Raw genomic sequence first — 13,528 nt, forward strand, 5'->3', positions numbered from 1 at the left:
GTTATCTGCCGGTCAAACTAATCTTTTAGCTTTAAATGCAGTCATACAATAATTTTTTTATGATAAAAAATTATTATCAGAAAAGAAGGAATTTTTCATTACTTGCAGAATGTATAAAATATAAGATTAATTCTGAAAACAAATACAGGAGATATGTATGGAATCTAAAAAAAAGCTTGAAACGTATATTCCGTTAGTAAATTTTATTGCTGATATTATCGGCCCGCATTGCGAAGTACTCTTGCATGATGTTATCGATGTACAAAACTCTGTCATAGCCATTCGAAATGGCTATATAAGTGGCAGACAATTGGGATGTCCTTTAACTGATTTCGGACTGGAATTGTTGGAAAATAAAAATTATTTAAACCAAAATGCTGTTGTTAATTATTTAAGTCGTACTGTAAACGGAGAAAAATTAAGATCTTCTACCTACTTTATTAAAGATGAAAATAATATATTGATTGGTATGCTGTGCGTTAATATTCTTATTTCACCCGATAGTCTCGTTGTAAAGAATTTAACGGATAAATTGATCAGTACTTTATTTAATAATAATTCGACTGTTAATACAGTGGTCAATGAAGAAGAAAAAGTAATGGAATCTTTAAACACTTCTATCGAGAAAGTGGTAGATTCGGCAATAGAAAAAATTCTAGACGAAAATGAAATACCTGTTGAAAGAATGTCGATTGATGAAAAAATTTTCGTTGTTCAAAAACTAAACACCAATGGTATCTTTAAGATAAAAGGAGCCATAACGAAGGTAGCTGGTGCATTGCAAACTTCTGAAAGCACTATATATAGGTATTTATCTACTAAATAATTACTGTGTAGATAAATACCTATGGCAATGACAAGATGAAACAATAATTTGTATGCAGTTGTCAGTAATGTAAAGTTTTATAAAATAGAAGACATCAAATTTTTTTTGGAACATTGTAATAATAAAAAATTATTATGAGAATAAATTTTCCGTAACATAATCGGTAATTTTCGTAAGATAGTTCGATTTTCAATTAACGTAATATTTAATTTTATCAGGGAACACTATAAGTTAAAATGCAATAATTTGATATTTGATGTATGCTGTATTTTAATGGCAGGCCACTGCTTTAAAATAAGTTAACTGAAAGCTACGGTAAAATATTACGAAACTACATTAGGAGGAATGAACATGAAAGAAGTAATTGAAACTACTCAGGCCCCTCAGGCGATTGGTCCTTATTCACAAGCAAGGATGTTTGGAGGGTCCCTTTTTAGTTCTGGTCAGATCCCGATTAATCCTCAAACAGGCGAAGTTGTTGCTGGAGGGATTGAAGCGCAAGCAAAGCAGGTGATGGAAAATCTCAAACAGGTCTTACTTGCTGCAGGAATGAGCTTTGATGATGTTGTAAAAACAACGGTTTTTATTACAAATATGGATAATTTCTCTGCTGTAAATGAAATTTATGGGCGTTACTTTACCAATAAATTGCCTGCCCGCTCCTGTGTTGCTGTGGCAAGTTTGCCTAAAGGAGTTTTGGTCGAAATCGAATTGATTGCATGCAGTCACATTAATAAATAGGAGATGTAAAGATGGAAATTTCATTGGAAGACATAAAAAAAGCCCGGGAAACGCTAAAGGGGGTTGTTTGCCGAACCGAGCTAGCCTATACCAATACGCTGAGTGATCTCACAGGTAATCAGGTTTATCTAAAGATGGAAAATCAACAACGCACAGGTTCGTTTAAATTGAGGGGCGCTTACAACAAAGTTGCCAATTTAACTGAAAATGAGAAGAAACACGGAATCATTGCTTCGTCTGCAGGAAATCACGCACAAGGGACAGCGCTTGCAGGCACTTTGTTTGGCATTCCAACTACTATCGTGATGCCAAAAAACGCTCCCTTATCGAAAGTCAAAGCAACGCAAGGTTACGGTGCAACCGTTGTTCTTCATGGAGGATTTTATGATGAAGCCTATGAGGAGGCACGGCGTATTCAAACAGAAAAACAATTGACTTTTGTTCATCCCTTTAATGATCCCATGGTGATTGCCGGTCAGGGAACCATTGGTTTAGAAATTTTAGAGGATTTGCCTGACGTTGAGGCTGTTGTTGTGCCGATCGGTGGCGGTGGATTGATTGCTGGCGTGGCTGTAGCGATTAAAAATTTAAAACCGGATGTAAAAGTCATCGGCGTTCAGACGAAGAATATGCCTTCCATGGCTGAAGCGATTGCGCAAAAGAAGATTGTTACTTGTAATGGGAGTCCCACGATTGCCGATGGAATTGCCGTGAAAACTCCTGGTGAGTTAACGTTTGATATTATCCAGCGCTATGTTGATGACATTGTAACAGTAGATGAAGAAGAAATTGCGAGTGCAATTTTACTTTTAATGGAGCGTGTCAAAACAATTTCAGAGGGAGCGGGTGCTGCTTCTGTTGCAGCGGTGTTAAATAAGCTGCAAGCCTATAAAAATCGTAAAATAGCAGCAGTTATTAGTGGCGGTAATATTGATGTGAATATGATGGCTCGTATTATTAATAAAGGTTTGGCGAAATCGGGTCGTAAAGTGTTCTTTAATATGGTGATTCCTGATAAACCAGGTTCGTTGTGGAAATTGTTGCAGTTGACGGCTGAGACAGGAGCCAATGTACTGACAGTTACTCACAAACGGGAAACGCGCGGTGTTGAATTAGGATATGTGACTGTGGAATTGGAATTGGAGACTGCCGATCAAACTCAAATCGATGCCATTAAAAACCTTATGGAAGAGCATCAGTATTGCGTAAATATTGTATGATAAGCAGGAGGGAATAAAGATAATGAAAGAAAAAGAACTAAACCGTGGGTTGAAAGCCCGCCACATTGAACTGATTGCTTTAGGTGGAACTATCGGGGTCGGACTCTTTATGGGTTCGGCAAGCACGATTAAGTGGGCGGGTCCTTCAGTGCTTCTGGCCTATGCGTTAGCAGGTATCGTGATGTTCTTTGTTATGCGCATTATGGGAGAAATGCTTTTCCTCGAACCAGTTACCGGTTCTTTTGCAACTTATGCCAATAAGTATATTGGTCCTTGGGCGGGCTATCTAACGGCTTGGTGTTATTGGTTTTTATGGGTTACAGTAGGAATGTCAGAGGTTACAGCTATTGGCATTTACATGCATTATTGGTTCCCTACGCTTCAGGCGTGGATACCGGCATTATTCGGAGTGGCAATCGTGGCGGCGGCTAATTTAGCTTCTGTCAAGTATTATGGGGAATTCGAATTTTGGTTCGCCCTGATTAAGGTAGCTACCATTGTGGTCATGCTTGTTATTGGGTTCGGAATTATTTTCTTTGGATTTGGTAATGGGGGTCAACCGATCGGTCTTGGAAACTTGTTTAATAATGGTGGCTTTTTTGCGGGTGGTTGGAAAGGTTTCTTGTTTGCACTTTGTCTGGTAACTGCTTCTTATCAAGGCGTAGAACTTGTTGGCATTACTGCCGGTGAGGCCCAAGATCCAAAAAATACCTTACGTAAAGCTATAAAAAATATTATCTGGCGTATTTTGATCTTTTACGTCGGTGCTATATTTGTGATTGTCACGATCTATCCTTGGAATCAAGTCGGTCTGCTTGGTAGTCCTTTTGTGTTGACCTTCGCAAAAGTCGGTATTGCTTCAGCTGCTGGTATTATCAATTTTGTAGTCCTTACTGCAGCAATGTCTGGTTGTAATAGTGGCATTTACAGTGCAGGTCGTATGCTTTACACGCTGGCTGAAAATGGTCAGGCTCCTAAATTCTTAGGTAAGGTTTCAGAGCAAGGTGTTCCCAGCACTGCGATTCACATTACAATTGCTTGCCTGCTAGTGGGTGTGTTCCTTAATTATATCTATCCAAATTCAAAATTGTTCGTTTATATTTACAGTGCTAGCATTCTTCCGGGAATGATTCCATGGTTTGTATTGTGCATTAGTCAAATTAAATTTAGAAAAAAATGGGGAAGTGAAATGGACACGCATCCATTCAAATCATCGCTATTTCCAATTAGTAACTATATAACAATTATCTTTTTATGCTTCGTCCTGGTGGGAATGTGGTTCAATGAAGATACTCAAGTATCCTTGATTGTTGGCGCGGTATTTTGTGCGATCATTACAGTATTTTATTATGCTCTCGGTATCGGCAAGAAACAGTTGCCAGAACAATTGGATGAGAAACTAAGTACCGTTGACCCGGAATAATCGTTTCTGTTCTAAATTATGAGGGAACTTAAAATTCTTATTAAGGGGACTATTGATGATGAAAAGAAAAATGAAGACGATGGACGGAAACACAGCAGCAGCTCATATCGCTTATGCTTTTACAGATGTAGCCGCTATTTTCCCGATTACGCCGTCGTCCAATATGGCAGAAAGCACGGATGAATGGGCAGCTCAAGGCAGAAAAAATATCTTTGGGCAAACCGTGCAGGTTGTAGAAATGCAGTCAGAAGGCGGTGCAGCCGGTGCGGTACATGGTTCACTGCAGGCCGGAGCCTTGACAACGACCTATACAGCCTCACAAGGACTGCTATTAATGATTCCCAATATGTATAAAATTGCCGGAGAACTTTTGCCTGGCGTATTCCATGTTAGTGCCAGAGTCGTGGGTGCCAATGCCATTAGTATTTTTGGCGATCATTCAGATGTTATGGCCACAAGGCAAACAGGATTTGCCCTTCTGGCCGAAAGCAGTGTTCAGCAAGTCATGGATTTATCCGCTGTGGCTCATTTGTCCGCAATCAAGGGAAGAGTTCCGTTCCTCAACTTTTTTGATGGCTTCAGGACTTCCCATGAGATACAAAAAATTGAGACACTTGAATATGATGAATTAGCGGAATTAGTCGACCAAGATGCCTTGGACGAATTCCGCAGGAGGGGTTTAAACCCGGATCATCCCGTATTACGGGGAACCGTCCAAAATTCCGATATTCACTTCCAGCAAAGAGAAGTAACCAATCGGTATTACCAAGCTCTTCCCGACATCGTAGAAGGCTATATGAGTGAAATTACCAAGCTTACCGGCCGGGAATATCATCTCTTCAATTATTACGGGGCGAAAGATGCCGATAGAATGATCATTGCCATGGGTTCCATGTGTGAGGCCATTGAAGAAACGGTTGATCACTTAAATGCTCAAGGGGAAAAAGTCGGACTACTCAATGTTCATCTGTACAGACCTTTTTCCATTGAGCACTTCTTTAAATATATTCCTAAAACAGTAAAAAAGATTGCTGTTTTAGATAGAACCAAAGAAATGGGATCCTTAGCAGAGCCCTTGTATTTGGATGTAAAAACAGCCTTCTATTCTAGCGAGTGGCATCCCGTCATTGTGGGCGGCCGCTGCGGTGTCGGTGGGAAAGATATTGTTCCCGGACATATTCAAGCCGTTTATGAGAACCTCAAACAAGAGCAGCCCAAAGATCATTTTACCGTAGGAATCATCGATGATGTAAATAATACCTCGCTGCCCTTTGGCCAAGATATTGATACCACTCCAGCCGAAACGAAAGCCTGCAAATTCTGGGGTCTTGGTTCAGATGGAACAGTTGGAGCCAATAAGAGCGCCATCAAAATTATCGGTGATCACACAGACATGTATGCTCAGGCCTATTTTGCCTATGATTCCAAAAAATCTGGCGGCGTGACGATCTCCCACCTGCGGTTTGGTAAACAGCCCATTCGATCGCCCTATCTTATCAATAAGGCCGATTTTATCGCCTGTCACAACCAGTCTTATGTAGATAAATACAATGTATTAGAAGGCTTAAAGCCGGGCGGTAGTTTTCTGCTCAATTGTACATGGAGTGAGCAGGAACTAGAGGATAACTTGCCTGCAACTATGAAACGTTACATCTTCGAAAATCATATCAACTTTTACACAATAGACGCCGTAGGTATTGCTCAGAAAATAGGTCTTGGCGGCAGGATCAATATGATCATGCAATCCGCTTTCTTTAAAATTGCCCAGATTATTCCCGTGGAAGAAGCCACTAACTATCTAAAAGAAGCCGTCGTCAAATCATACGGCAAAAAAGGTGAAAAAGTTGTTGCCATGAACAACGCCGCCATTGACACAGGCGTAAATTCCAGCGTGAAAATCCTTATTCCTGATTCATGGAAAAATGCCCAACAGCAAGAAGAACCGGCTAAGAAAGTTCCGGAATTCATTAAAAATATTCTCAATCCAGTGAACCGTCAAGAAGGAGATAAGCTGCCTGTAAGCGCCTTCACTTGCGTAGAAGATGGAACCTTCCCCTTAGGTACAGCAGCTTATGAAAAACGCGGCATCGCCATCAACGTGCCCGAATGGCAAAGTGACAAATGCATTCAGTGCAACCAATGTGCCTATGTTTGTCCCCATGCTACCATCCGGCCCGTGCTAGTCAATGAAGAAGAGCTGAAAAATGCACCAGCAGGATTTACTGCTAAAACCGCTGTGGGTGCTAAAGATGTAAACTTCAGAATAGCCGTTTCTCCACTTGATTGTACAGGGTGTGGAAATTGTGCCCAAGTTTGTCCGGCGAAGGAAAAAGCCTTAGTTATGAAACCCCTTGCTACGCAAATTCATCAAGCAGAGCTTTGGGATTATGCGGTGAACTTATCTCACAAAGCGAACCCCATGAACAAAGAAACAGTGAAAGGCAGTCAATTTGAGCAGCCCCTGCTAGAATTCTCAGGTGCTTGTGCCGGTTGCGGCGAAACTCCCTATGCCAAACTAGTGACGCAATTGTTTGGTGATCGAATGATGGTAGCCAATGCGACAGGTTGTTCTTCCGTCTGGGCAGGCAGTGCACCGTCTGTCCCGTATGCAAAAAATTATCAAGGTCATGGTCCAGCTTGGGGAAATTCTTTATTTGAAGACAACGCGGAGTTTGGCTTAGGAATGTTCTTAGGAGTAAAACAAGTCAGAAATAAATTGGCCATGGATATTGAACAAGCTACGCAACGAAACTGCGGAGAAAAATTAAAAGAAGCTTGTGAAGAGTGGTTAGCTCATAAAGATATAGGCCAAGGTACAAGAGAGCGGGCGGACAAACTCATTGAGGCATTAGAAGAAGTGAAAGGCCAGGATCCGCTTTTAAATGAAATCGATAAAAACAGCGACTTTCTGGTAAAAAGATCTCAATGGATATTCGGTGGCGACGGCTGGGCTTACGACATTGGATTTGGCGGATTAGACCATGTATTGGCTTCAGGTGAAAACGTGAATGTGTTGGTATTTGATACGGAAGTATACTCCAATACGGGCGGGCAGTCTTCGAAGGCTACACCAACAGCGGCCATTGCTAAATTTGCAGCAAGTGGAAAACGTACCAAGAAAAAAGATCTGGGAATGATAGCCATGAGCTATGGCTATATCTACGTAGCACAAATTGCCATGGGGGCTGACAAGAATCAAACGCTCAAAGCCATTGCGGAGGCAGAAGCTTATCCGGGACCTTCCTTGATCATTGCTTATGCTCCTTGTATCAATCATGGTCTTAAAACGGGTATGGGTTGCAGCCAACTGGAGGCCAAACGAGCTGTGGATAGTGGATATTGGGGACTTTATCGGTATAATCCTCAAAGCAAAGAGGCTGGAAAAAATCCTTTTACTATGGATTCGAAAGAACCTACGATGGAATTTAAGGAATTTCTGATGGGTGAAGTGCGTTACTCGTCACTAAAGAAGCAATTTCCCACTATGGCTGAGGCTTTATTTGAAAAAACCGAACAGGATGCCAAGGAAAGGCTGGAAAAGTACAAGCTCTTGGCGGATTAGTAATGTTGTAGATCAGATGTTTAGTTATTAACAGTTATATCGCTTTATAAAAAGAACAGGTAACTACTTTCGTTAGTAGTCAATCTGTTCTTTTTTTGAACAAAGATTATCATATATTGTCGAGAAATGTATGGCTTGTACCTCAAGCATCGGGGAACGGAAGGCATCAACGGAAGTTACAGTAAGCGGACTTATGTCGATAGGAGTATAGTATGTTGATGAACTTATTCGTGGTTTTCTTTTGACTTGACAGCAAGTTCACGTTAGTATAGGGATAATAGTAAATTCTGCTCGCATTTTTGCTGAAAAGATAAACTGATGGATGTTACATCTACTAGATTTAGAGGTGATTAATTGTGAATGCCAAGATTTTATTTGTAGCACCATTCGCGGGGTTAGCCAAATTGGCACAAGAAGTTGTAGTCGAGCGATTTTCGGATTCGGCACATTTTATTCATGTAGTCAAAGGCGATTTGCAAGAATGTATGGCTATTGTTAAGCAAGCTGTGGAAGATGGGGCTGAAGTGATCGTGAGTCGTGGTGGGACAGCCACATTAATTGAACAGAATGTGAATATCCCCATTGTGCATATCCAGGTTACGGTGATGGATGTTTTACGCGCCTTAAAGCAAAGTGGTGACTATCCTGAAAAAATTGGCATTGCAGGTTTTGAAAATGTGATTTATGGTTGTGAAGATCTGGCGACATTGCTTGGCATTACTTTCGTAGAAATCGTTTTACAAAATGAAGCGGAGGCACAGGAAAAAATTGCTTTGGCAGCGCAAAATGGCGTGGAACTTATCGTTGGAGATGCAATATCAACGAAACTAGCAGTACGTGCGGGTGTAAAGGGTGCTTTGATTCAATCGGGTAAAGATGCGATTTATAAAGCGATCAATGAGGCGAAATTGATTGCACGGATTCGGCGTGAAGAACAAGAAAAATCGGAATTGTTGCGTACCGTCATTGATGCATCCGCCGAAGGCATTGTTGCTACAGATATGGATGATAACATTACTATTTTTAATCCTATGGCGGAAAAAATTTTTCAAGTATCCCACTTAGAAGCGATCGGTAATCAGCTGAAAACCGTCATTCCACAATTTTCTTGGTCAGAAGAGGAGGATTCCGCCGAAAAAGTGGCTGATGTACGGCGCATTGGTGATAAGACACTGATGATTAAACAGAGTCGTATTAAAGTGAAAAATGAAAATATTGGTATTATTTACGATTTCCAGAATGTTTCACAGTTGCAACAATTAGAGCAAAACGTTCGTAAAAAGCTGCATGCCAAAGGCCTGGTGGCTCATATAAAAATGGACGATATTGTCGGCTTGTCCTCCGCTTGTTTGGCATTTAAACGCAAGGCGACAAAGTATGCATTAACGCAATCTACGATTTTAATTACGGGAGAATCAGGTACAGGAAAAGAAATGTTGGCACAAAGTATTCACAATGTGAGTAGGCGAGCGAGTGGTCCTTTTGTTGCCGTAAATTGTGCAGCTTTGCCGGAAAATTTGCTTGAAAGTGAATTGTTTGGTTATGAAGGAGGTGCCTTTACTGGAGCTAAAAAAGGAGGTCGTCAAGGGTTGTTTGAACTGGCCCATGGGGGTACGCTTTTTTTAGATGAAATTGGTGAAATGCCTTTAGCTTTGCAGCCGAGAATATTGCGTGTATTGCAGGAAAAAGCCATCATGCATTTAGGCGGTGATAGTGTTATTCCGATTGATGTGCGTATTATTGCTGCAACCAACCGCAATTTAAACAATTTAATCGAAGAGAAAAAATTTCGTCAAGATCTTTATTATCGGCTTAATATTTTGCGTATTCATATCCCGTCCTTACATGAAAGGGTAGAAGATATTCCACTGCTTGCCAAGGAAATGATGAAAAAAATGAAGCATATTAATACGAAAATTACGGGGCTCAATTTGGAAGCACGGGAACATTTAAAGCAGTGTAACTGGCCGGGTAATATTCGGCAATTGGCAAATACGATGGAACGAGCTATGCTTTTAAGTAATGGTCCGATGATTACCAAGCGCAATATTATTGAAGCCTATGATGCAGAAGGTGAATCATTAGGAGAAAGACTTAGAGAAAAAAGTAAAGCCCAAGATAGTTTAGCTAAGGTGGAACATGAGACATTGTTGCGTGTATTGCTTGAAGAAGAATATAATTACAGTCGCGCTGCTGCCAGACTTGGTATTCATCGCACCACATTATGGCGGAAATTAAATGCTAAGCAAACATAAACATAAATTCGCTTCGTTGCATATTGCACTAAATACGTTGCATTATGCAACGTATTTTTTTTGTAAGAAGAAAAAAACACGACATTTCTAAGAAAATACCTGTTGGCATGAAAATTGCAATAATATATTTGCGGTGAAGTAGCGGGAAGGTGGTAGAAATGTTCAAACTAGCAGTTATTGCAGATGATTTAACAGGTGCAAATGATACAGCCGTACAATTTGCGAAACATAATATAAGAAGTCGTGTGAGAATTGATTTCGATCAACAGAAACTATTGCAAGAAACTGCGGATGTTATTGTGATAGATACGGATAGTCGAAATAGTTCACAAACAGAAGCTTACGATAAAGTGAAAAACGTTTGTAAAGTCTTGCAAAATAGTGGTGTGAAAAATATCTACAAAAAGGTTGATTCGACGCTTAGAGGAAATCTTGGCGCTGAAATTGATGCGGCAGCAGGAATCTTTCAACCCGAAGTGGTTGTGGTAGCACCTGCCTTTCCTAGTAATAAGCGAGTCACGGTGGGCGGCTATCATTTGCTAGATAATCTGCCAATTCAATTAACTGAAATTGCTCATGCGCCAAAGACTCCTGTTAATGAATCGCGTATAGTAGAGCTATTGCGTAAACAAACGGCTGCTAAAATGGGGGTGATTTCGCTCACTACGGTGATGGCCGGAGTAGACGCAGTACAACAAGCTATTAAGCGTTGTTTAGCACGGGGTGAAACGTGGATTGTTTTTGATGCAGTATTGGATGAGCATTTAAGAGTGATTGTTCAGGCTACGAAGGACTATGATAAAGTTCTGTGGGTAGGGTCGGCAGGAATGGCAGAGCAGTTACCTGATTTTTATCAATGGTCAACTAAAACTAAAAACGGAATCAATTCGAGGCCAGGGGCCGTCCTGGTGGTTGCCGGTAGTGTGAGTAAAGTGACTCAAAGCCAGATTAGTAGAGCACTGAATTTACCCAATGTTAAATTGATTAAAATGGACGTAACCAACCTTATTCGGAAGAAAAAGCTAGAAATAGCACGGTGCATCAAGCAAGCAAAGGTGCTCCTTAAGCAGGAAAAGGATATTTTAATTGCTAGCGCGGTCAATGATCGTGATGTTGCTGATGCAGTCAGGGCAGGAAAAAAGCATGGACTGAGCAGTACTGAAGTCAGTGAGCAAACAGCAGTTGCCTTAGGTAATATTGTCGCTGCTTTATCAGACGAGTCTTTGGCTGGTATGGTGCTTACTGGTGGTGATACAGCCATTCATGTTTGCCGATCCTTAGAGGCTGAAGCCATAGAAGTGTTAGAAGAAGTGACTGTTGGGATTCCCCTCTGCCAATTGATCGGTGGTCGTTGCAATGGTTTGCCAGTGATAACAAAGGCGGGTGCTTTTGGTAATGAAGATTCATTTGTTTTATCCATACAGGCTATGCGAAAAACGGATGTACCAAAACAAGTTAACCTTTTAAGATAACTGCTTAGTATAAGGAGGAATAGAGATGAAACCGATATTAGGAATTACCATGGGCGATGCCGCGGGAATTGGCCCGGAGATTATTGTGAAAGCCTTGGTAGACAAAGAATTATATAAACTTGCAAGACCTGTGGTTTTTGGTGATAAAAAAATTATGGAACGGGCGATCAAAATTGTAGGCGCCGACTTAAAATGCCAAGCTGTTTCAGCGCCGAATTTAGCTGGAAATGATTTTGGGAGAATAGATATTGTTGACTTAGATAATTTACCCGTTGATTTGCCTTTTGCAGCGGTAGATGCCAGAGCTGGTAAAGCTGCTTACGAATATATTGAAAAGGCTGTTGGCTGTGCACTTAAAAATGAAATTCAGGCCATTGTTACGGCCCCGCTAAATAAAGAGGCATTAAATCTTGGTGGACATCATTATCCGGGGCATACGGAAATACTGGGGACATTGTCTGGGCAAAAAGATTATTCCATGATGCTTGTGAGTGGCCCACTAAAAGTGATTCATGTGACAACACATGTACCCTTAAGAAAAGCTTGTGACATGATTAAAAAAGACCGTGTGTTTCGCGTCATTAAATTAGCGGATGAAGCTGTAAAAATGATGGGAATCCCAAATCCCCGTATTGCAGTTGCCGGACTGAATCCGCATTCAGGTGAACACGGTTTGTTTGGCGCTGAAGAAGAGCTGGAAATTGTACCGGCTATTGATGCCGCAAAAGCCCTAGGAATGAATGTTAGTGGACCTGTCCCGCCTGATACAGTATTTCATCAAGCAGCAAACAAAAAAGAATTCGATATTGTCGTGGTTATGTATCATGATCAGGGTCATATTCCCATCAAAGTGTTAGGTTTTGAAACGGGAGTCAATGTAACCGTTGGATTACCGTTCATTAGAACTTCAGTGGATCATGGTACGGCATTTAATATTGCCGGGCAAGGGATTGCAGACAGTCAAAGTATGATAGAATCCTTGTTACTTGGTGCCCAGATGGCAAAGGTAAAAATTGCGCAGTAATATTGCGCGTTTTTATAAATTGAAATTTTGTAATATTTTAACTAGACTGAAAGGATGATTATGATGTTTAAACCACAAGGTATTATTACGCCAATCCTTACTCCATTAACAAAAGAGGAAAAATTTAATGAACAAGAAATGCGCAATCAGATTAATCGGCTCATTAACGCGGGGGTTAGTGGAATTTTTGCACTCGGGACAAATGGCGAATTTTACGCATTTTCGCAAGCAGAGAAAATCGAAATCATTAAAGTTGCTGTCGATGAAGTCAAAGGCCGTGTTCCTGTATATGCGGGCACCGGTTGTATCACAACAAAAGAAACCATTGAATTATCGAAAATCGCTAAGAATTTAGGTGTTGATGTATTATCGATTATATCGCCGTACTTTGCCAGTATTTCACAAGATGATATCTATCGTCATTATAGCAGTGTAGCTGAAGCTGTGGATTTACCGATCCTGCTGTATAACATTCCGGGCAGAACAGGTAATAATATTGCTTACACTACAGTAAAGAAGTTGGCAAACTATCCAAATATTATCGGGATCAAAGATAGCAGCGGTAATTTTGACAATACCTTAAAATATATTGAAAATACCGATTCAAGGTTAAGTGTATTAGCTGGCAATGATTCTTTGATTTTATGGACATTGATGGCAGGCGGTACGGGGGCTATAGCTGGTTGTTCGAATGTATTTCCTGAATTAATGGTAAGTATTTATAAATTATGGTCAGAAGGAAAAATTGAAGAAGCCAATGAAGCACAAAAGAAAATCAGACCATTCCGTAACGTGATGCAACTAGGTAACCCAAACTCGGTTGTCAAGCGTGCAGTGAATTTACTTGGTTACCCAGTGGGGCCGGCTCGTGAACCTTCAAACTGCAATAACCCTGAAATTGATACAGCATTATGCGAAGTTTTTAAATTATATAAATGAGATTTAAATATTGCCTGTTAGTTTTAATATAAGAGTAAAAACATAGAGTTAATGTGTTATCAGCGA

Annotated in this window: 9 protein-coding genes; all 9 read left to right on the forward strand. The window is 40.6% G+C overall.

Features of this window, described 5'->3' with window-relative positions; genetic code table 11:
- The first annotated feature begins 157 nt into the window (after nt 1-157).
- The 9 genes from Ga0466249_RS02270 to dapA all read left to right on the forward strand — a co-directional run bounded on the left by Ga0466249_RS02270 (nt 158) and on the right by dapA (nt 13,462).
- Nucleotides 158-826: a helix-turn-helix transcriptional regulator gene (locus Ga0466249_RS02270; protein WP_215827799.1), complete on the forward strand. Its 669-nt coding sequence runs from the start codon at nt 158-160 to the stop codon at nt 824-826.
- Nucleotides 827-1,177: 351 nt separating this feature from the next.
- Complete coding sequence (locus tag Ga0466249_RS02275; protein WP_215827800.1) at nt 1,178-1,567, forward strand: RidA family protein; 390 nt, start codon at nt 1,178-1,180, stop codon at nt 1,565-1,567.
- Between the two features lie 11 nt (nt 1,568-1,578).
- Nucleotides 1,579-2,787, forward strand: coding sequence for a threonine ammonia-lyase (gene ilvA / locus Ga0466249_RS02280; protein WP_215827801.1), 1,209 nt, complete (start codon nt 1,579-1,581; stop codon nt 2,785-2,787).
- 22 nt (nt 2,788-2,809) lie between these two features.
- Entirely contained in the window at nt 2,810-4,210 is a 1,401-nt protein-coding gene (locus Ga0466249_RS02285) for an amino acid permease (protein ID WP_215827802.1), read from the forward strand.
- Nucleotides 4,211-4,268: 58 nt separating this feature from the next.
- Entirely contained in the window at nt 4,269-7,772 is a 3,504-nt protein-coding gene (gene nifJ / locus Ga0466249_RS02290) for a pyruvate:ferredoxin (flavodoxin) oxidoreductase (RefSeq protein ID WP_215828001.1), read from the forward strand.
- Nucleotides 7,773-8,128: 356 nt separating this feature from the next.
- Nucleotides 8,129-10,027, forward strand: a complete 1,899-nt coding sequence (locus Ga0466249_RS02295; RefSeq protein ID WP_215827803.1) for a sigma 54-interacting transcriptional regulator — start codon at nt 8,129-8,131, stop codon at nt 10,025-10,027.
- Between the two features lie 158 nt (nt 10,028-10,185).
- Nucleotides 10,186-11,499 (forward strand): four-carbon acid sugar kinase family protein, encoded by a 1,314-nt coding sequence (locus tag Ga0466249_RS02300; protein ID WP_215827804.1) that lies wholly within the window; start codon nt 10,186-10,188, stop codon nt 11,497-11,499.
- Between the two features lie 25 nt (nt 11,500-11,524).
- Nucleotides 11,525-12,523 carry a 4-hydroxythreonine-4-phosphate dehydrogenase PdxA gene (gene pdxA / locus Ga0466249_RS02305; protein ID WP_215827805.1) on the forward strand — a complete coding sequence of 333 codons (999 nt, stop codon included), beginning with the start codon at nt 11,525-11,527 and terminating at the stop codon, nt 12,521-12,523.
- A gap of 63 nt (nt 12,524-12,586) precedes the next feature.
- Nucleotides 12,587-13,462 carry a 4-hydroxy-tetrahydrodipicolinate synthase gene (gene dapA / locus Ga0466249_RS02310; protein ID WP_215827806.1) on the forward strand — a complete coding sequence of 292 codons (876 nt, stop codon included), beginning with the start codon at nt 12,587-12,589 and terminating at the stop codon, nt 13,460-13,462.
- Nucleotides 13,463-13,528 lie beyond the last annotated feature (66 nt).

Origin of the sequence: Pelorhabdus rhamnosifermentans (assembly GCF_018835585.1) — a bacterium.
In the GTDB taxonomy this organism is placed as follows: Bacteria; Bacillota; Negativicutes; order UMGS1260; family UMGS1260; genus Pelorhabdus; species Pelorhabdus rhamnosifermentans.